Raw genomic sequence first — 20,353 nt, forward strand, 5'->3', positions numbered from 1 at the left:
GCCAGACAACAAGGCCTGGAGCGTACTTAAGAGCGGTGAGTTTCAGGAAGGGCGCTATGGTACTGGATGGCAGGACGTTCGTCACCTGTCAAAAAAGCCCCAGCTGTCCGGTAATAAGTGTAGCAAAGTCCCCCTCGACAAAGGGCAGAATCCCCTCTGCAACCGGCTGAAGTTGCTTCGTCACGTAGTGGTCATAGTCCAGCGGCGTGCTGCGCGCCTCCAGTGGCTCGGGGCCTGCGGTGGCGATGACATAACGGATCCGGCCACCATTCTGGTACTGCAAGGGCCGGTTTAATTTACGATTGTGCTCATCGGCCAGCCTGGCAGCGCGCACGTGCGGGGGCACGTTTCGTTCATATTCTTTCAGCGGACGCCGCAGCCGCTTTTTGTAGATCAGCTGATCGTCGAGTTCACCCGCCAGCAACTGCGCCACGGTTGTACGGATATAATCCTGCCACGGCTGACGGTGGAAGATACGGTGGTAGAGCTGCTGCTGGAATGCTTTTGCCAGCGGCGTCCAGTCTGTTCGCACCGACTCCAGCCCCTTAAAGACCATGCGCTCACCGGCGGCGTCACGAATCAGTCCGGCGTAGCGTTTCTTGCTGCCCTGTTCCGCGCCGCGAATGGTGGGCATCAGAAAACGGCAGAAGTGGTTTTCATACTCCAGTTCCAGTGTGCTGGTCAGCCCCTGCGTCTGCTGCAGATGGTCGCGCCACCAGTCGTTCACTTTCTGCACCAGCTGCAGACCAATCGCGGCGGCATCTTCTTCACTGTGCGCCGACTTCAGCCAGACAAAGGTGGAGTCGGTGTCGCCATAGATGACGTCGTAGCCTTCCGCCTCAATCAGCGTTCGGGTCTGCTGCATGATGGCGTGACCGCGCAGCGTAATAGAGGAGGCGAGCCGCGGATCAAAGAAGCGGCAGGCGCTGGTGCCCAGCACGCCGTAGAAGGCGTTCATGATGATTTTCAGCGCCTGGGACAGCGGCTGATTATTCTGCTTTTTCGCCGCTTCGCGACCCAGCCAGATCTGTTCAACTATCGCAGGCAGGCAGTGGGTATGCCGCGAAAAACGCGCTTCACGGAAACCTTCAATCGAATCGGCATCATCAGGATGGGCCAGCCCTTCCACCAGACCCACCGGGTCAATCAGGAAGGTGCGGATAATCGACGGGTAGAGGCTTTTGTAATCCAGCACCAGCACTGAGTCATACAGGCCGGGGCGCGAATCCATCACATAACCGCCAGGACTGGCTTCCGGGGCCACATCACCCATGTTCGGGGCGACAAACCCGGCGCGATGCATCCGCGGAATATAGAGATGACCAAAGGCCGCTACCGAACCGCCGTGGCGATCCACCGCCAGTCCATTGACCGCCGCGCGTTCCAGCAGAAACGGCATAATCGCCGTTTTGTGAAAAATGCGCGTCACCAGCTCGCAGTCTTTCAGGTTGTAGCGCGCCAGCGCCGGTTTATCGTTGGCAAAGCGCCAGTTGATCTCCTCCATACGCTGCCAGGGATTATCAATCGCTTTTCCTTCTCCCAGCAGTTGCTGCGACACGGACTCGAGGCTGAATGAGGGAAAATCCCAGAACGCCGATTTCAGCGCGTCAATACCATCAATAATCAACCGGCCACTGGCCTGAGCGAAAAATACGCCGGGTTTGAAGCCATGTTCACGCCACTCCAGCGCGGCATGCTGGCGTCCCAGGCGCAGCGGAATGCCGTAACGATCGGCATGCTTTTGCAGCACCCGCAGGTCAAACTGCACGACGTTCCAGCCAATTAAGACATCCGGATCATGCTCTGCAAACCACTGGTTCAGCGCTTCAAGTAACTGCGGCCGGCTGTCGAGATAGATCAGCTCGAAATCCAGCGTGCTGGCATCACCGTTGGCCGGGCCGAGCATAAAGACCTGGCGCTGACCGCATCCCTCCAGCCCAATGCAGTAAAGCTCGCCATGCTGTGTGGTTTCAATGTCCAGCGAGACCCATTTCAGCGGCGGGCGATAGTCGGGATGGGGTTTGAGCCGCGCATTGACCACGCTGTCACCGCGCTGCTCGCCGTCAAACCAGACCGGCGCGGTAATAAAACGCTCCATCAGGTAGCGCTCCGGCGGACGGATATCGGCTTCATAGACCGGAATACCCTCTTCGCGCAGCCGTTTTTCAATGCGCTGTAGCTGGCGGTTCTGCTGGCAGTAGAGGCCGAAAACCGGGCGACGCCGAAAATCTTTCAGCGCCAGCGACTGAATCCGAAACTGACGTTCATCTTTCAGTAATTCGCTGACCTGCGCCTGAAATTCCTCAGGAATAAACGCGACGGACTCCTGCACCGGCAGCACCACGCGCTGCGCGCCCGCATCGGTCGCGAGCCAGAGGATAATTTCGGTGCCATGCGGGCTGTCGCGCCAGTGGCGGGTGAGCAGAAAACCTGCGCGGGGCATATTCAGATGTTCTCCGGACTCAGCATTTCAGGATGAGAAAACCGCTTCAGTATAACATGGATATTTATACAGTTCCCGCCACCCGCTTTTGTCAACATTGTCCTACAATTCTTGCCTTGACGCTGTGTGGCTGGCTCAGGACAATCCAGCCTTCTGCTTTTACTTAGGATGATTATGGAAGCCTGGATTCAACAACTGATTACGCAGTCCCTGGAGTGGGCGCTGTTTGCCGTTGCGCTGGTGACGTTTCTGGAGTCGCTGGCGCTGGTCGGGCTGTTGCTGCCAGGTACGGTGATGATGGCCAGTCTGGGCGCGCTGGTCGGCAGTGGCGAACTTGGCCTTTACCCGGCCTGGGCGGCGGGCTTTGCGGGCTGCCTGATTGGTGACTGGGTTTCCTACGGCATCGGCTGGAAATTTCAGGGGCCGCTGCATCGCTGGAAGTATCTGCAAAAGTATAAAGGCCTGCTGGATAAAACCGAGCACGCCCTGCATCAGCACAGCATGTTTACGATTCTGGTCGGACGCTTTGTTGGCCCCACGCGTCCGCTGATCCCGCTGGCGGCCGGTATGCTGGAGCTGCCGGTGCGTAAATTCCTGCCGCCGAACATTATCGGCTGCATTCTCTGGCCGCCGCTCTATCTGCTGCCCGGTATTCTGGCGGGTGTGGCGATCGATGTGCCCAAAGCCGCGCAGGGCGGCAGCTTTAAATGGCTGTTACTCGGCGCAGCACTGCTGATCTGGCTGGGTGTCTGGTTATGCTGGCGCTGGTGGCGCAGCGGCAAGAGTCGCGACTGGGCATCGGCCTGGCTGCCGCCTGAGCGCCTGCGCTGGGCAGGGCCGCTGGGGCTGGTGATTGCCGTCGCGGCTTTCGTCGGTATTCAGTTCCATCCGATGATGCCCATTTTCCGTCATCTGCTGTGGCAGGTTTTCTTCGCCTGAATCGCTTAACGACGCGGGATGCCGAGCACGTCGGCCTCCCGCGTGTCGCCCGACAGTAACTGTCGGGTCTCGCCATCCCAGTAAACCCGGCCATCCACAATCACCACGCTGCGCGGCGCAATCTGCTGGGCATCTTCCAGACTGTGCGACACCATCAGCAGCGTGATGCTGCGCGCTTCACACACCGAACGCACCAGTTGCAGCATCTCTCCACGCAGCGCGGGATCCAGCGCAGAAAAAGGCTCATCCAGCAGCAGCACCGGACGGTCACGCAGCAGACAGCGTGCCAGCGCCACGCGCTGTCGCTGTCCGCCTGACAGCTCGCCCGGCAGCCGCGTCAGCAGATCGCCTAATCCCACCTGATCGGCCAGCGCTGCAAGCTGCTGGCGCTGCCCGGCGCTCAGCTTCAGTCCGGGGTGCAATCCCAGCGCCATGTTCTGCTGCACGCTGAGGTGCGGAAACAGGTTGTTCTCCTGAAACAGCATCGACACGGGCCGTCTGGCCGGCACGCTGTGGGTGTGCTCCTGGCCGTCAATCATCAGGGTGCCCTGTTTCACCGGCAGGAAACCGGCAATCAGGCTCAGCAGGGTGCTTTTACCGGCCCCGCTGGGGCCGAGGATCGCGATGCGCTCGCCGCGGGTGGCGTTGAGACTAAAGCGCATCGGCAGATGCTGATAAAGGTACGTGAGGTTATTCAGTGTCAGCATGGCGGCCTGGTAATTTTTCCATCAGGGTGAACAGCAGCAAACAGAGCAGCAGCAGCAGCAGCGCGGTCACTGCACCGTCAGCACCGCGATAGGCACCGATCTGTTGATAAAGGTAGAACGGCAGGGTGCGGAAATCGGCAGTACCAAACAGCGCCACCACGCCAAAATCACCGATCGACAGCACGCAGGCAAAGGCCAGCGCCTGGGCCAGCGGACGTTTCAGCGCCCGCAGTTCAATCAGCCGCAGCCGGTTCCAGCCGTGGATATCCAGCGAATCACAGAGTCTGCCGTAACGCTCCGCGACGTCACGCATCGGGTTCTCCAGCACTTTCAGCGCATAGGGAATGGCGATCAGCGCATTGGTGAAGATCACCAGCCCGTCCGCCGACGCCGGCAGGCCAATGGTGGCGTTAAACAACAGGAAAAAGCCGGTGGCGAGCACGATGCCTGGCATCGCCAGAATCAGCATGCCGCTGGTGTCGATAAGGGTTGCCGCCGCCGGGCGCTGACGCAGGCGCAGCTCGCGGCTGCTCCACAGCAGCATCATGGTCAGCACCACACAGAGCAGACCGGCGCCGGTGGCGATGCGCAGTGAGGTAAACGTCGCCTGCCAGAGTGCAGGCTGCGCCAGCGCGCCGCGCAGTCCGCCGTGCAGACCATCGATGATGACCGCCGCCAGCGGGGGCAGCAGCAGGATCAGCGCCAGCAGGATCAGCAGCGCATCAACCAGCTGCGCCCCGCGCGAATCCTGCGGATCGCGCCAGCCATTCAGCTGGCTGGTTCCGGCGGGAATCGCTTTGCTGAAGCGCTGGCTGAGCAGCACCAGCGTCACGCAGCAGCCAAGTTGGATCAGCGCCAGCAGTGCAGCGCGCCCCGGATCGTAGTCATAACTCAGCGCCTGGAAAATCGCCAGCTCGATGGTCGTCGCCTGCGGGCCGCCGCCCAGTGAGAGCACGGTAGCAAAGCTGGCGAAACAGAGCATGAAGATCAGCGCGCCGGTCGGCAGCAGCTGACGCCGCAGCCATGGCCACTCCAGCAGAAGAAAATGGTGCCAGCCGCGCAGGTCGAGCTGTGCCGCCAGCTGACGCTGTTCCGCCGGAATGCTCTCCAGCGCCTGCAGCATCAGGCGGGTCGCCAGCGGCAGGTTAAAGAAGACGTGCGCCAGCAAAATGCCCGACAGACCGTAGGGAGAGAAGTGGTAATCAATCCCTGCCAGCTGGCACAGCTGCGCCAGCCAGCCGACACGACCATAGACGGTGAGCAGACCAAATACCGCCACCAGCACCGGCAGTACCAGGGTCATGGCGCACAGACGCAGCAGCAGCTGACGGCCAGGGAAACGGCGTCGATAGAGCGCGCGCGCCAGCGGCAACGCTGGCAGCAGCGACAACAGCGCGGAGAGCAGCGCCTGACCAAAAGAGAAGGCGATAACGTGATGCAGGTAATCATCCTGCAGCACGCTGCGCCAGTCATTCTCTGGCGCGGCGCTCCAGAGTGCACCGAAGGCCAGCAGCGCGACGCTGATTAACAGCAGCGTGGCGAGCGAACCGGGGATAAGCCAGCGCGGCATCAGCGGCTGACGGCGCGTTGCCACTGGCTGATCCAGCCTGAACGCTGGCTGGCAACCTCTTCCGGCGAGAACTGCAGAGCGGTGGCGGGCACAGTGAGTGCGCTAAAACCGGCAGGCAGTGGCGTGTCGATTACCGGGTACATCCAGTTACCGGTGGGAATCGTGCGCTGGAAGTCGGGTGACACCATAAACTTCATAAACTGCTGTGCCAGCGCCGGCTGCTTGCTGCTGGCTAACTGCGCGGCAACTTCAACCTGCAGATAGTGGCCCTCTGCAAACGGCGCGGCGGCATAGTTCTCTTTTTTCTCTTCGATGATGTGGTAAGCCGGTGAGGTGGTGTAGCTCAGCACCAGATCGCCTTCGCCCTTGAGGAACAGGCCATAGGCTTCACTCCAGCCTTTGGTCACCGTCACGGTTTTCTGCGCCAGCTTTTGCCACGCCTGCGGTGCCTGATCGCCATAGACTTTCTGCATCCACAACAGCAGACCTAAGCCGGGGGTGCTGGTTCGGGGATCTTCGTAGATCACCCGCCACTTCTCCGGGCTGTCGACCAGCTCTTTCAGGCTTTTTGGCGGATTCTTCAGCCGGGTTTTGTCATAGACAAACGCGAAGTAGCCATAATCAAACGGCACGAAAGTGGTGTTGTGCCAGCCGCCGGGCAGTTTTAATGTCGAGGAATCGACCTGACTTTCGGCAAACAGACCGGTTTTCTGCGCCGCCTGTACCAGATTGTTATCCAGCCCCAGTACCAGATCGGCTTTGCTGTTTTTCCCTTCCATGCGCACGCGGTTCAGCAGCGACACGCCATCTTCCAGCGTGACGAATTTCAGCTCGCAGTTGCACTGCGCCTCGAAGGCTTTTTTAACCGCCGGGCCAGGGCCCCAGTCAGCGGAGAAGGAGTCGTAGGTGTAGACCGTGAGAACCGGCTTAGCCGCCAGAACGGGGGCGGAGAGTAACAGCAGCACCGGCAGAACTTTGTTTAACACTTTGCGCTCCTTCAGGAGAATAGGGGATGAGTCGCAAAGGATCTGAGCACAGAGGCCTCCCAAATCCCTACGTCGGTATTAACCGAATCAGGTTCGACGGGTATCTCTCAGCTGCTTGCTGGTGGCAGGCGGCACCCCGTTGAGAACGTCACATTCTAGTCATTTCAGCGCCGGGGCGAAAGCCTCACAGCGCGGGTGGCGCGAACCAGGCGGATTTAAAATCAAACCAGCCCAGCGTATTCATCCGAACGCCGCGCATGCTGCGCTGACCTTCAAGCAGCAGCCAGTGGTGAAACAGCGGATGAAGACCCGCTTCTTCGACTAACTGTTTACTCCATTCGGCCAGCGGCAGCGTTTTCTCGCGCCAGCGGGCCGCATCGCTGTGCCAGTCGATCGGCAGACAGTGATGCAGCAACGGGATCTCATAAAGCTGCGCAAACAGAGAATAAGTCAGCGGCAGGGTAAAGTTCACGCTGCCAAGCCAGATATCACTTTCCGCTTCGCCCTGATACCAGCTTTCGTAGCTGATCTCGCGGGTCTCCAGCGTGACGCCATGCTCTGCCAGCAGCGGACGCAGCGCGTTAGCGATGCCTTCATGCTCCACGTGCTGGCTGTACCAGGTCAGCGTCAGGTGGGTTAAGCCGGGCGGTTTTTCCACTGGCGTCAGGTCGCGCCGGTGATGCCAGCGCGGCAGCAGGCCATACGCCGGAAACCAGTATCGCTGGTAGCCGACACCGGCGTGATTGAGCAGGGCGATAGGATTAAACAGGTAGCTGACCCAGCGCCGGACCGCCTCGTTGCGTCCCTGTTCTGAACGCTGGTCGAACAGCAGATAGTAGCAGCCCTCTTCAAGGCGGCTCTCCTCCTGAACCTCATCGGCTCCATCGCCCTGCAGACGGACACCAGCATAGACCAGCTCATCGCTGATGTCGGGCAGTACCCAGATAGAGACATCATCAATCAGGGCGCGAAAACCAAAATAGTCATCAAATGCTTCGATCTTCAGCTGACTCTCCTGATTGCGGATCACCCGGTAAGGACCGGTGCCAACGGGCTGGCGGGCAAAATCGTGCAGCGTCGGCCATTCGCGCGGCAGGATCATCGCACTGACGCTGCCCAGCAGCCAGGGTAATCCCTCGTCGGGCTGGCTTAAGCGGATATCCAGCGTCCAGGGCGCGGGCGAGTCGATCTGCTCGATATGGGAAAAGAGCGGATGAGGGCGCTGACGCTCAAGCGTGGCCAGCACATCCTCCATCTCCAGTTCTCTGCCGTGATGAAAGCGAATCGCCGGACGCAGAAAGAAGCGCCAGTGAAGCGGGGAAGTCTGCTGCCAGTGGTGCGCAATATCGGGCTCGATTTCCCCGTTTTCCTCATTTATCCGCGTCAGGCCGTTGAAAATCTGTCGCGCAATGTGGGTTTCGGAGCGCCGCAGCGGCGAACCGGGCAGCAGATTGAGCAGCGGACGATAGTAGAGCACCCGCAGGATATGCTTGCCCTGACGGAAACTGCGGCCCAGATGCGCGGCGATCATCTGCCGTACCTGATTTTTATCGCCCACCAGCTGGACCAGCTGATCGATGCGATCCTGCTCCAGCAAATCCTCGGCACGCTGCTGCTGCAAAGCCAGTCCGGTATAGCAGAAGGTAAGCTGTGAACGCTTGCCGCGCCCGGCTTCCGCCTGCCAGATCAGCCAGCCCGCGGCCTGCATCCGGTTGAGCAGATTGCGCATATGGCGGCGCGAGCAGTGCAGCAGGTCAGCCAGTTCGCTAAGGGTAATCTCCTGCGTTTGCCCCTGACAGCTCTGCCACAGGCGAATGAACTGCTGCTTCAGACGTGATGAGGACATAAAAGAGGAACTCCCGGTGAAAAGCGCTCTGTTTTTCTTGCCCTATTTTAAGAGCAAACTTTGCGTTATGGGAAGAGCGGGAGGCATTCAGCACTGAATGGCGTTCGACCCTGACTTCGCTGTCCAGCGGAGTGCTTTTCTGAGTAGGGTGCATTTACACCGCCAGCAGATGATCTCTGCTGGCTTTTTTCATGTTGCGCGGTATCGTCTACCCTTCTTTTTTCCCCTCTGTTTGTTCTGTAAGGGATTTCGGTATGAAATCGCTGTTAACGCGGCAGCGCCGCATCAATCCGGTTTACCTCGCTTTTATGGTCGCCTCGTTCATGCTGGGCATCGCGGGCGCACTGCAGGCGCCGACGCTCAGCCTGTTTCTGACGCGCGAGGTGCAGGCGCGGCCCTTTTGGGTCGGACTGTTTTTCACCATCAATGCGGTGGCCGGTATCGTGGTGAGCATGCTGGTGGCAAAGCGCTCTGACAGCGTCGGCGATCGTCGTCATATCATTCTCTTCTGCTGCCTGATGGCGCTGGTCAATGCGCTACTGTTTGCCTTTACCCGCCACTATCTGACCTTACTGACGCTGGGCGTGCTGCTGTCAGCGCTGGCCAGCGTCTCAATGCCTCAGCTGTTTGCGCTGGCGCGGGAATATGCCGATCAGTCGGCGCGTGAAGCGGTGATGTTCAGTTCGGTGATGCGTGCGCAGCTGTCGCTGGCGTGGGTGATTGGGCCGCCGCTCTCCTTCGCGCTGGCGCTGAACTACGGCTTTGTGACGCTATTTATGGTGGCCGCCGCGCTGTTTCTGATCTGTATCCTGCTGATCTGGTTCACCGTGCCGTCGGTGCCACGTTCGCAGCCCCTGATGCAAAGCGGCGGGCTGCCGCTAAGTGGCTGGCGCGATCGGGATGTGCGTTTACTGTTCCTGGCCTCAGTCGCGATGTGGACCTGCAACACGATGTATATCATCGATATGCCGCTCTATATCAGCACCACGCTGGGGCTGCCTGAGAAGCTGGCCGGTCTGCTGATGGGGACGGCGGCAGGGCTGGAGATCCCGGTGATGCTGCTGGCCGGACATTACGCGCGGCGTATCGGCAAGCGCCGGTTAATGCTGATCGCGGTGGCGGCTGGCGTACTGTTTTATCTGGGGCTGGTGCTATTCAATTCCCGCACGTCGCTGATGGTGTTACAGCTGTTTAACGCGGTGTTTGTCGGGATTATTGCTGGCATAGGGATGCTGTGGTTTCAGGATCTGATGCCAGGACGGCCTGGTGCGGCGACCACCATGTTCACCAACTCGATCTCGACCGGCATGATTCTGGCTGGGGTGATTCAGGGCACGCTCAGCGAGCGACTGGGACATGAGGCGGTTTACTGGCTGGCATTCGGGCTGGCTATTGTGGCGCTGGTGATGTCGGCACGGGTGCGCGACGTATAAAGAAGAAGGGCGTAATGCCAGTCAGTTAAGCGACAGGTGATAACGCAGTCTGGTGCCGGGCAGGGGCTGGCGGTCCTCGCGCCGCTGCGCGGTTCCTTCACTTCATTCCTCTGCCTGACGGACCGCCGGGGATGGCACATCCTGTGCCGCCCCGCCTTTCGCCCGCGTCCTGCGGGCTCTCCTGGCAGACTCATTCTGTTCAGCGCTGCGGATTGCCTGCCCCTGCCCGGCCCCGGCCTGCTCTGAAACTTCAGTGTGTATTGTTAAGAAGGGCACGAGAGTGGAGGCTCAAAGCCGAAGGTACCGCGTGAGCGGCGCGAGGACGGCCCGGCAGCAGCAAGAGGTGCGCTGGCCCGCACTGCGGCTCGCTCGCCCGGAAAAAAAGCTGCCACGTTTGACCGTGGCAGCCTTTACAAATCTAATCTTAACTGATCAGCATTACGACCCGATGTCGCCCTGCTTTAACTCAATCAGCGCAGGAAGGCGGGCTGATTCTGCTCATACTGCGAAATGGAGGCTTCGTGCTGCAGCGTCAGACCGATGCTGTCCAGGCCGTTAATCATGCAGTGGCGGCGGAAGCTGTCGAGCTCGAACGAATAGACTTTATCGCTAGCGGTGACCGTCTGCGCTTCCAGGTCTACCGTAAAGCTGATGCCGGGCTGGTCCGCAACCAGTCTGAACAGCTCATCCACTTCCTCTTCGCTTAACTTCACCGGCAGCAGCTGGTTGTTGAAGCTGTTGCCATAAAAGATATCCGCGAAGCTCGGCGCAATCACCACGTGAAAACCAAAATCGGTCAGCGCCCAGGGCGCATGCTCACGTGAAGAGCCGCAGCCAAAGTTTTCACGCGCCAGCAGGATGCTCGTGCCTTTGAACTCAGGCTTGTTCAGCACAAAGCCGGGCGTTGGCACGGTGCCCGCGTCATCTTCAAAGCGCCAGTCGTGGAACAGATGCTGTCCAAAACCGGTGCGGGTGACCTTCTGCAAAAACTGCTTGGGAATGATCGCGTCCGTATCGACGTTCGCGGCATCCAGCGGCGAAACAATGCCGGTGTGCTGAGTAAATTTATTCGCCATGACTTAAGCTCCTGTCGTCAGTTCACGGATGTCGGCAAAGTGGCCGGTTACGGCAGCCGCCGCGGCCATCGCCGGGCTGACCAGATGGGTACGTCCACCACGGCCCTGACGGCCTTCAAAGTTACGGTTGCTGGTTGACGCGCAACGCTCGCCCGGATTCAGGCGGTCATTGTTCATCGCCAGACACATAGAGCAGCCTGGCAGACGCCATTCAAAGCCCGCTTCCAGGAAGATTTTGTCCAGACCTTCCGCTTCGGCCTGCGCTTTCACCGGGCCGGAACCCGGCACCACCATGGCGACCACGCCAGGCGCCACTTTACGGCCTTTGGCGATGGCGGCGGCGGCACGCAGATCTTCGATGCGTGAGTTGGTGCAGGAGCCGATAAACACTTTATCAATCGCCACATCAGTCAGTCTGATGCCTGGCTGCAGGTTCATGTAGGCCAGGGCTTTTTCGGCTGAGGCGCGCTCAACCGGATCGGCGAACGAGGCCGGATTCGGGATCACCTGATCAACGGCAATGACCTGACCCGGATTGGTGCCCCAGGTGACCTGCGGTGCAATCTCTTCAGCATGCAGCGTTACCACCGCATCATATTTCGCGCCTTCGTCAGACTTCAGGGTGCGCCAGTAATCAACGGCCTGCTCCCATTTCTCACCCTGCGGCGAGAACTGACGACCTTTCAGATAGTTGAAGGTGGTCTCATCCGGTGCCACCAGGCCCGCTTTCGCACCCATCTCAATCGCCATGTTGCACAGGGTCATACGACCTTCCATGCTCAGCGCCTGAATCGCCGGACCGCAGAATTCGACCACATAGCCGGTTCCGCCTGCGCTGCCGGTTTTGCCGATGATCGCCAGCACGATATCTTTAGCCGTAATGCCGGTTGACGCCTGGCCCAGCACTTCAATCTTCATGGTTTTTGCCCGACCCTGCTTCAGGGTCTGGGTAGCAAACACATGTTCAACTTCAGAGGTGCCGATACCAAAGGCCAGCGAGCCAAACGCACCGTGCGTGGCGGTGTGCGAGTCGCCGCACACAATCGTCATACCCGGCAGCGTCATGCCCTGCTCAGGACCGATAACGTGGACGATGCCCTGGAACGGATGATTCAGGTCATACAGCTGTACGCCAAACTCAGCGCAGTTCTTCATCAGCTCCTGCATCTGAATACGCGCCATCTCTCCCGAAGCATTGATATCTTTGGTCTGCGTAGAAACGTTGTGATCCATGGTGGCAAAGGTTTTGCCCGGCTGACGGACTTTACGTCCGTGCGCGCGCAGACCATCAAAGGCCTGGGGCGAGGTCACCTCATGGATCAGATGGCGATCAATGTAGAGTAACGGCGTTTCTTCTGGCGTTTCGTGGACGACATGTGCATCAAATAACTTCTGGTATAAGGTTTTCATTTTTTTATTTTTCCTCGGCGATAAAGCGGGCAATGATGCTGCCCATCTCATCTGTGCTGACCGCTGGGCCATCACCGGCTAAATCTTTGGTGCGATAGCCCTGTTCCAGCGCACGGCTGATGGCGCGTTCGATACTGTCGGCAGCCTCATCGGCATTCAGGCTGTAACGCAGCAGCAGCGACAGCGACAGGATCTGGGCGACCGGGTTGGCAATATTCTGACCGGCGATATCCGGCGCCGAGCCACCCGCGGGTTCGAACAGGCCAAAGCCCGCTTCATTCAGGCTGGCGGAAGGCAGCATCCCCATTGAGCCGGTGATCATGGCGCACTCATCAGAGAGAATGTCACCGAACAGGTTGGAGCAGAGCAGCACGTCAAACTGCGACGGGTCTTTGATCAACTGCATGGTGGCGTTGTCGATATAGATGTGGCTCAGCTGCACGTCCGGATACTCTTTGGCCACTTCGTTGACGATTTCACGCCACATCACGGAGGTCTGCAGCACGTTGGCTTTATCAACCGAGGTGACTTTATTGCGACGTTTGCGCGCCGATTCAAACGCGATGCGGGCGATGCGCTCAATTTCGAAACGGTGATAAATTTCGGTATCAAATGCACGCTCTTCCGGGCCGCTGCCTTCACGTCCTTTCGGCTGACCAAAATAGATACCGCCGGTCAGTTCACGCACGCACAGAATGTCGAAACCTTTGGCAGCAATGTCGGCGCGCAGCGGGCAAAACGCCTCCAGTCCGCTGTAGAGCGCAGCCGGACGCAGGTTACTGAACAGCTTAAAATGTTTGCGCAGCGGCAGCAGCGCACCGCGCTCCGGTTGCGATGCCGGCGGTAAGTGCTCCCATTTCGGGCCGCCAACGGAACCAAACAGAATCGCGTCGGCCTGCTCGCAGCCTGCAACCGTTGCGGGTGGCAGGGGTTCACCATGCTGATCGATAGCAATGCCGCCGACCGCATACTCCTGGGTGGTGATCTGCATATCAAAGCGCTGACGAATGGCATCCAGCACTTTCATAGCCTGCGCCATCACTTCCGGGCCGATACCATCACCGGGTAAAACTGCGATATGAGATGAGCTGGACATGGTTATACGGTTTCCTTCTGATCTTTAAATTTGCGCTGCAATTCTTGTTCAACCTGACGGGCACGCCAGATATTGTTCAGAGCGTTGACCATCGCTTTGGCGGAGGACTCCACAATATCGGTCGCCAGACCAATGCCGTGGAACTTGCGGCCGTTGTAGCTCACGACGATATCGACCTGACCCAGCGCATTCTCGCCGTGGCCTTTCGCGGTCAGCTTGTAGTTAACCAGCTCGGCGTCGAACTGGGTGATACGGTTAATCGCCTGGTAGACCGCGTCAACCGGGCCATTACCGGTGGCTGCATCCGATTTAGCGACATCGCCGCAGCCCAGATTGACAGAGGCGGTGGCGGTGATGCTGGAACCGGTCTGGACGTTAAATTCGTGCAGCTGGAAATATTCCGGCTCTTCATTCTGCTTGTTGATGAAGGCCAGCGCTTCCAGGTCGTAATCGAAAACCTGCCCTTTTTTATCGGCCAGTTTCAGGAAGGCGTCATACAGCGTATCCAGATTGTAATCCTGCTCGGCATAGCCCATCTCTTCCATGCGATGTTTTACCGCCGCGCGGCCAGAACGTGAGGTCAGGTTCAGCTGGATTTTGTGTAAGCCGATCGATTCCGGCGTCAGGATTTCATAGTTCTCGCGGTTCTTCAGCACGCCATCCTGATGGATACCCGAGGAGTGAGCGAAGGCGTTAGAGCCGACCACTGCCTTGTTCGCCGGGATCGGCATGTTGCAGATCTGGCTGACCATCTGGCTGGTACGGTAGATTTCCTGATGATTGATATTGGTATGCACGTTCATGATCTGCTGGCGGGTTTTAATCGCCATGATCACCTCTTCCAGCGCACAGTTACCGGCACGTTCACCCAGGCCATTCATCGTTCCTTCCACCTGACGCGCGCCCGCCTGTACGGCAGCCAGGGCGTTGCCGGTTGCCATACCCAGGTCATCGTGGGTGTGAACAGAGATAATTGCTTTGTCGATGTTAGGAACGCGATTCATCAGCTCACTGATGATGTGGGCATACTCGCCTGGCAGGGTGTAGCCAACGGTATCCGGGATGTTGATGGTGGTGGCACCGGCATTAATCGTGGCTTCTACCATCCGGCACAGGTCATCAATCGGGGTACGGCCGCCATCTTCGCAGGAGAACTCAACGTCGCTGGTATAATTACGCGCACGTTTCACCATATGCACCGCACGCTCAATCACTTCTGGCAGCGTGCTGCGCAGTTTGGTGGCGATGTGCATCGGTGAGGTAGCGATAAAGGTATGAATACGGAAGGCTTCGGCAACGCGCAGTGATTCGTACGCCGCATCAATATCTTTTTCCACACAGCGTGCCAGACCGCAAACCCGACTGTTTTTAATGGTGCGCGCAATGGTCTGCACAGACTCAAAGTCGCCCGGTGAGGAGACCGGGAAACCGACTTCCATCACATCCACGCCCATGCGCTCCAGCGCTAAAGCAATCTGCAATTTTTCTTTCACACTCAGGCTGGCCTGTAATGCCTGCTCACCGTCGCGCAGAGTGGTATCGAAAATAATGACTTGCTGGCTCATCGTAATCATCCTTATGCTTTTTCTGGCCTGGCAACGAGCATAAAAAAACCCGCGACAGGCGCGGGTTTTTAACTTTCAGCAGGTTTGAATCAGTGTTTGATTCCGCCCACAAGTCTACCGCGCAAGCTGAGTGCGTTTAGTAGTAGACCGAGAAGGCGAACAGAACGAAACATGGATTCAAACCTTATAAAATGTTGTGCTGTACATATTGGTACTGGAATCACTCAGGGATGTCAACCTTCAATGCAGGGGTATTCTTAGTGGTGTCAGAGGAAGATATTCTGTTATTTAACGGTCAGGCAGCGTAATGAACAGCGCCGTAGAGGCTGCGGAGGCAATCGACCCGGGAATGAGCACTGATTCTGCGGGTGTTTGATTTTATTATGTTGAAAATTAAAGACTTTATCGGGAGGGTGTCTCACGAGGATACAGGATATATCACCTGCTCTTTAGCATAATCGAATGCGCTTCAACGATTTAATGGTTAATTACGCCAGAAAAGAAAAGTGTCAGGCGATTGTGGGCCAGGGCAGTCGGGTAATAAGTTTTCGTTATTTCTTAGATCACGCTGAAAATAATTTCTTAATCAGCATTTTCCTCTGCGGTTCTGCCGCGTAATTAGTTTAATCCGCGCAGCCAATTCTTATCGGGCAGAGCCTTTACGCCCCTGCCTTTTAATTTACGTGGGTTTGCGGTTTGCCTGCCCGGTTAACTGCGGTTATGGTAATCGACCTACTCTCAGAAAAATAAACTCAACAGATTTCTCTGTAACCGGACAGCGGCAGTTGTTTCCGCTGTCATGCATAAACATAAGATTTTGATTGGCAAAGCAGGCACCAGGGCTTTGTGGTACGCGCTAACGGGCGTATTAACAGAGCCGGGTCCGCAAGCCTGGAGGCAGAAGATGGAGATGTTGTCAGGAGCCGAAATGGTCGTCCGTTCGTTAATCGATCAGGGCGTTAAGCAGGTATTCGGTTATCCGGGTGGCGCAGTGTTGGATATCTATGATGCGCTGCAAACCGTCGGGGGTATCGATCACATTCTGGTGCGTCATGAGCAGGGTGCGGTGCACATGGCTGACGGCCTGGCACGCGCCACCGGTGAAGTCGGCGTGGTGCTCGTCACCTCCGGACCCGGCGCAACCAATGCGATTACCGGTATCGCCACCGCCTATATGGACTCGATTCCGCTGGTGATCCTCTCGGGTCAGGTTCCCTCGTCGCTGATTGGCTATGACGCCTTTCAGGAGTGCGACATGGTCGGCATCTCTCGTCCGGTAGTGAAGCACAGCTTCCTGGTGAAAAGTACCGAAGAGATCCCAACCGTGTTGAAAAAGGCGTTCTGGCTGGCTTCCACCGGACGTCCGGGGCCGGTGGTGATCGATCTGCCGAAAGATATTCTGAATCCGGCCAACAAGTTGCCTTATCACTGGCCGGATACGGTGAGCATGCGCTCCTACAATCCGACCATTCAGGGCCATAAAGGTCAGATTAAGCGTGCGCTGACCACGTTGCTGGCCGCGAAGAAGCCGGTGATCTACGCTGGTGGTGGTGCCATTACCGCAGGCTGCGAAGCCGAACTGTTAAAGCTGGCCGAAAGCCTGAATATTCCGGTGACGACCTCGCTGATGGGCCTGGGCGCGTTCCCTGGCACTCATCGTCAGTGCGTTGGCATGCTCGGTATGCACGGCACGTACGAAGCCAACATGACGATGCACAACACCGACCTGATTTTTGGTATCGGTGTGCGCTTTGATGACCGCACCACCAACAACCTGGCGAAGTATTGTCCCAACGCCACGGTGATGCATATCGATATCGACCCGACCTCTATCTCTAAGACGGTGGCGGCGGATATCCCGATTGTCGGTGATGCGAAGCAGGTGCTGCAGCAGATGCTGGAGTTGCTGGCGCAAAGTGAAAGCCAGCGCGCTGAGAGCCTGCACGACTGGTGGCAGGAGATTGAGGGCTGGCGCAGTCGTCACTGCCTGGAATTTGATCGCACCAGCGACAAAATCAAGCCGCAGGCGGTGATTGAAACCATCAGCCGTCTGACCAAAGGCGATGCGTATGTGACCTCGGATGTGGGCCAGCACCAGATGTTTGCTGCGCTCTATTATCCTTTCGATAAACCGCGTCGCTGGATCAACTCCGGTGGTCTGGGCACCATGGGCTTTGGCCTGCCCGCTGCGCTGGGTGTGAAGATGGCGCTGCCGGACGAAACAGTCATCTGCGTAACGGGCGATGGCAGTATCCAGATGAACATTCAGGAGCTTTCCACCGCGCTGCAGTACGATCTGCCGGTGCTGGTGCTGAACCTGAACAACCGGGTGCTGGGCATGGTGAAGCAGTGGCAGGATATGATCTACTCCGGTCGTCACTCCCAGTCTTATATGGAGTCACTGCCTGACTTCGTGCGTCTGGCGGAAGCCTACGGCCACGTCGGGATCGCGATTGAACATCCGGCTGAACTGGAAGAGAAGCTGACGCTGGCGCTGGAAACCCTGGCGAAGGGACGTCTGGTATTTGTGGATGTCACCGTTGACGGTAGCGAGCATGTTTACCCGATGCAGATTCGCGGTGGCAGCATGGATGAGATGTGGTTGAGCAAAACGGAGAGGACATAATTATGCGTCGTATTTTATCAGTTCTGCTGGAGAACGAATCCGGCGCATTATCCCGTGTCGTCGGCCTGTTCTCGCAGCGCGGCTATAACATTGAGAGCCTGACCGTGGCGCCAACGGATGATCCTACGCTGTCGCGGATGACCATTCAGACGGTGGGCGATCAGAAGGTGCTGGAGCAGATTGAAAAGCAGCTGCACAAGCTGGTAGATGTGCTGCGCGTTACCGAGCTGGGGCAGGGCGCCTATGTTGAGCGCGAAATCATGCTGGTGAAGATTCAGGCGAGCGGTTATGGCCGCGAAGAGGTGAAGCGTAACGCCGAGATCTTCCGTGGTCAGATCATCGACGTAACGCCGACGCTGTACACGGTTCAGCTGGCAGGAACCAGTGACAAACTGGACGCCTTCCTGAATACCGTCCGCGATGTCGCCGAAATTGTTGAAGTGGCACGCTCCGGTATCGTCGGCGTTTCACGCGGCGATCGTATCATGCGTTAATCACGCAGCGTCATCATCAATCCACACCTAACCCGGCGAAATGCCGGGTTTTTTTATTTTTTATGCGCCAGGCGAGTTACATTCAGAAAAGCGGTTGCTCCGCGCACTTTTCTGCTGTTAGATGATAGCCATGAGTTATCCATAGCTTAACTGCGGCTATTTCTGCCGTAAAAGCGGATTTGATGGTGGGGTTATCGTGAAACTGGATGAAATTGCGCGTTTGGCAGGCGTGTCGCGCACCACGGCCAGTTATGTGATCAATGGCAAAGCGCGGCAGTATCGTGTCAGCGACAAAACCGTTGAGAAAGTCATGGCGGTGGTACGTGAGCATAATTATCACCCTAATGCGGTGGCTGCCGGGCTGCGCGCCGGGCGTACGCGCTCAATTGGGTTAGTGATCCCCGATCTGGAAAATACCAGTTATACCCGTATTGCGAACTATCTTGAGCGGCAGGCCCGTCAGCGCGGCTATCAGCTGCTGATCGCCTGTTCTGAAGATCAGCCCGATAACGAGATGCGCTGCATTGAGCATCTGTTACAGCGCCAGGTCGATGCGATCATCGTTTCTACCTCGTTACCGCCAGAGCATCCCTTTTATCAGCGCTGGATCAACGATCCCCTGCCGATTATTGCGTTAGATCGCGCGCTGGATCGTGAACATTTCACCAGCGTAGTGGGTGCCGATCAGGACGATGCCCATATGCTGGCGGCTGAACTGCGTCAGCTTGAGGTCAAAAATGTGCTGTTCCTCGGTGCGTTACCCGAGCTGTCGGTAAGTTTCCTGCGCGAGCTGGGTTTCCGCGATGCATGGAAAGACGATCCCCGGCCGATTGACTACATCTACTGCAATAGCTTCGAACGCACAGCCGCCGCGGCACTGTTTGAACAATACCTTGAAGATCACCCGATGCCGGAGGCGCTTTTTACCACCTCATTTGGTCTGCTGCAGGGTGTGATGGATGTGACGCTGAAACGAGACGGACGGCTTCCGACCGAGCTGGCCATCGCCACCTTTGGCGACCACGAATTACTGGACTTTCTTGAGTGTCCGGTGCTGGCGGTGGGTCAGCGTCATCGCGACGTGGCAGAGCGCGTGCTGGAATTAGTTTTAGCCTCGCTGGATGAACCCAGAAAACCAAAACCCGGGTTAACCCGCATTCGCCGTAATTTATACCGTCGCGGACAATTAAGCCGAAAAGTTAAATGAGTCACGGGCAGTATTACGCTGCCCGCCTCTTTTATTTAACGATTTAACTGATTAAATAAACAGGTCGACGTAAAAAAGCGTAAATTCTGCTCATCAAATCTAACAAAGCAGAAAGGGTTATTTTTATTATCTGCTTACAACTTCAACAAACTTACTTTCCCGTCTGGCCTGAAGCCGCTGGGCTTCCTTTCGGAAATCCCCTAAAATGCCGCCGCTGTCTCAGAAACCACGATTAATATTTAGCCCTTTACATTGTTTCATTTTTAGTCGTTTTTTCCCGGGTCGTTTTTTTTATTCAGGTATTCATCGGCTTAATTTTTACTTTCCCCTTTTATTCGTTTATATCGTCGCCAGAGATTAATTCTTCACTCTGTAAATAGTGATATTCACCTGCCGCTCCGGCTTGACAAGGATTTCATGGGATCCTTAAACTCGTTTCGTGGTAAAAAGTGGGATAAAGTGGCGTAAATGGGTGATGAGGAGAAGAGACTGGCATGTTCCGCGGAGCAACGTTAGTCAATCTCGACAGCAAAGGGCGGCTCGCCGTACCTACGCGATATCGCGATTTGCTGATTGGGGAGTCTCAGGGGCAGATGGTCTGTACCATCGACCTCCACCAGCCATGCCTGTTGCTTTATACCCTGCCCGAATGGGAAATCATTGAAAAAAAGCTGGCACGCCTTTCCAGTATGAATCCACTTGAGCGCCGCGTGCAGCGTTTGCTGCTGGGGCATGCCAGTGAATGTCAGATGGATAATGCAGGCCGCCTGCTGCTGGCGAATACGCTTCGGCAGCACGCAAAATTAACCAAAGAAGTGATGCTGGTTGGACAGTTCAATAAATTTGAGCTGTGGGATGAACAGACCTGGTATCAACAAGTCAGGGACGATATTGACGCAGAACAGTCGGCTCAGGAGCCTTTATCTGAGCGGTTGCAGGACTTGTCGCTATAGCT

At 57.2% G+C, this 20,353-nt stretch carries 16 protein-coding genes and 1 riboswitch; of the genes, 6 read left to right on the forward strand and 10 right to left on the reverse strand.

The window, feature by feature from the left end:
• Nucleotides 1–88: 88 nt before the first annotated feature.
• Nucleotides 89–2,449, reverse strand: coding sequence for a DNA polymerase II (gene polB / locus PAG01S_RS17500; protein ID WP_088234232.1), 2,361 nt, complete (start codon nt 2,447–2,449; stop codon nt 89–91).
• A 168-nt stretch (nt 2,450–2,617) separates the two neighbouring features.
• On the opposite strand from polB, the gene PAG01S_RS17505 reads away from it, so the two are divergent.
• Nucleotides 2,618–3,382, forward strand: coding sequence for a DedA family protein (locus tag PAG01S_RS17505; RefSeq protein WP_010253821.1), 765 nt, complete (start codon nt 2,618–2,620; stop codon nt 3,380–3,382).
• A 5-nt stretch (nt 3,383–3,387) separates the two neighbouring features.
• Here PAG01S_RS17505 and thiQ read toward each other — a convergent pair whose 3' ends face one another.
• The 4 genes from thiQ to sgrR all read right to left on the reverse strand — a co-directional run bounded on the left by thiQ (nt 3,388) and on the right by sgrR (nt 8,491).
• A complete protein-coding gene (thiQ, locus tag PAG01S_RS17510; RefSeq protein ID WP_031594583.1) occupies nt 3,388–4,089 on the reverse strand; it encodes a thiamine ABC transporter ATP-binding protein ThiQ in 702 nt (233 codons plus the stop codon).
• Nucleotides 4,073–5,683: a thiamine/thiamine pyrophosphate ABC transporter permease ThiP gene (thiP, locus tag PAG01S_RS17515; protein ID WP_062759483.1), complete on the reverse strand. Its 1,611-nt coding sequence runs from the start codon at nt 5,681–5,683 to the stop codon at nt 4,073–4,075. The genes thiQ and thiP overlap by 17 nt, the downstream gene beginning before the upstream one ends.
• A complete protein-coding gene (gene thiB, locus PAG01S_RS17520) occupies nt 5,659–6,645 on the reverse strand; it encodes a thiamine ABC transporter substrate binding subunit (RefSeq protein WP_010253828.1) in 987 nt (328 codons plus the stop codon). The genes thiP and thiB overlap by 25 nt, the downstream gene beginning before the upstream one ends.
• Before the next feature lie 46 nt (nt 6,646–6,691).
• Nucleotides 6,692–6,794: riboswitch (TPP riboswitch) on the reverse strand.
• A 35-nt stretch (nt 6,795–6,829) separates the two neighbouring features.
• Entirely contained in the window at nt 6,830–8,491 is a 1,662-nt protein-coding gene (gene sgrR / locus PAG01S_RS17525) for an HTH-type transcriptional regulator SgrR (protein ID WP_045140778.1), read from the reverse strand.
• A gap of 254 nt (nt 8,492–8,745) precedes the next feature.
• On the opposite strand from sgrR, the gene PAG01S_RS17530 reads away from it, so the two are divergent.
• A complete protein-coding gene (locus tag PAG01S_RS17530; protein ID WP_022625401.1) occupies nt 8,746–9,924 on the forward strand; it encodes an MFS transporter in 1,179 nt (392 codons plus the stop codon).
• 470 nt (nt 9,925–10,394) lie between these two features.
• Here the strand turns inward: PAG01S_RS17530 and leuD are convergent, their stop codons facing one another.
• The 5 genes from leuD to leuL form a co-directional block, all read right to left on the reverse strand.
• A complete protein-coding gene (gene leuD, locus PAG01S_RS17535) occupies nt 10,395–11,000 on the reverse strand; it encodes a 3-isopropylmalate dehydratase small subunit (RefSeq protein ID WP_062759484.1) in 606 nt (201 codons plus the stop codon).
• A gap of 3 nt (nt 11,001–11,003) precedes the next feature.
• On the reverse strand, nt 11,004–12,410 hold the full coding sequence (gene leuC, locus PAG01S_RS17540) for a 3-isopropylmalate dehydratase large subunit (RefSeq protein WP_022625402.1): 1,407 nt from the start codon (nt 12,408–12,410) through the stop codon (nt 11,004–11,006).
• Nucleotides 12,411–12,414: 4 nt separating this feature from the next.
• Complete coding sequence (gene leuB, locus PAG01S_RS17545; protein ID WP_062759485.1) at nt 12,415–13,506, reverse strand: 3-isopropylmalate dehydrogenase; 1,092 nt, start codon at nt 13,504–13,506, stop codon at nt 12,415–12,417.
• A gap of 2 nt (nt 13,507–13,508) precedes the next feature.
• The gene (gene leuA, locus PAG01S_RS17550; RefSeq protein ID WP_062759486.1) at nt 13,509–15,071 is read right to left on the reverse strand and encodes a 2-isopropylmalate synthase; all 1,563 of its coding nucleotides are present in this window, start codon (nt 15,069–15,071) and stop codon (nt 13,509–13,511) included.
• A gap of 89 nt (nt 15,072–15,160) precedes the next feature.
• On the reverse strand, nt 15,161–15,244 hold the full coding sequence (gene leuL / locus PAG01S_RS22750; protein WP_099257765.1) for a leu operon leader peptide: 84 nt from the start codon (nt 15,242–15,244) through the stop codon (nt 15,161–15,163).
• A 731-nt stretch (nt 15,245–15,975) separates the two neighbouring features.
• Between leuL and ilvI the strand changes: the two genes are divergently transcribed.
• The 4 genes from ilvI to mraZ all read left to right on the forward strand — a co-directional run bounded on the left by ilvI (nt 15,976) and on the right by mraZ (nt 20,351).
• Nucleotides 15,976–17,697 (forward strand): acetolactate synthase 3 large subunit, encoded by a 1,722-nt coding sequence (gene ilvI / locus PAG01S_RS17555; RefSeq protein WP_031594410.1) that lies wholly within the window; start codon nt 15,976–15,978, stop codon nt 17,695–17,697.
• 2 nt (nt 17,698–17,699) lie between these two features.
• On the forward strand, nt 17,700–18,191 hold the full coding sequence (ilvN, locus tag PAG01S_RS17560; protein ID WP_010253849.1) for an acetolactate synthase small subunit: 492 nt from the start codon (nt 17,700–17,702) through the stop codon (nt 18,189–18,191).
• A 196-nt stretch (nt 18,192–18,387) separates the two neighbouring features.
• Nucleotides 18,388–19,398 (forward strand): catabolite repressor/activator, encoded by a 1,011-nt coding sequence (gene cra, locus PAG01S_RS17565; RefSeq protein WP_010253851.1) that lies wholly within the window; start codon nt 18,388–18,390, stop codon nt 19,396–19,398.
• Between the two features lie 494 nt (nt 19,399–19,892).
• A complete protein-coding gene (gene mraZ / locus PAG01S_RS17570; RefSeq protein WP_009092149.1) occupies nt 19,893–20,351 on the forward strand; it encodes a division/cell wall cluster transcriptional repressor MraZ in 459 nt (152 codons plus the stop codon).
• The last annotated feature ends 2 nt before the right edge of the window (nt 20,352–20,353 follow it).

Source organism: Pantoea agglomerans NBRC 102470, from assembly GCF_001598475.1.
Taxonomy (GTDB): Bacteria; Pseudomonadota; Gammaproteobacteria; order Enterobacterales; family Enterobacteriaceae; genus Pantoea; species Pantoea agglomerans.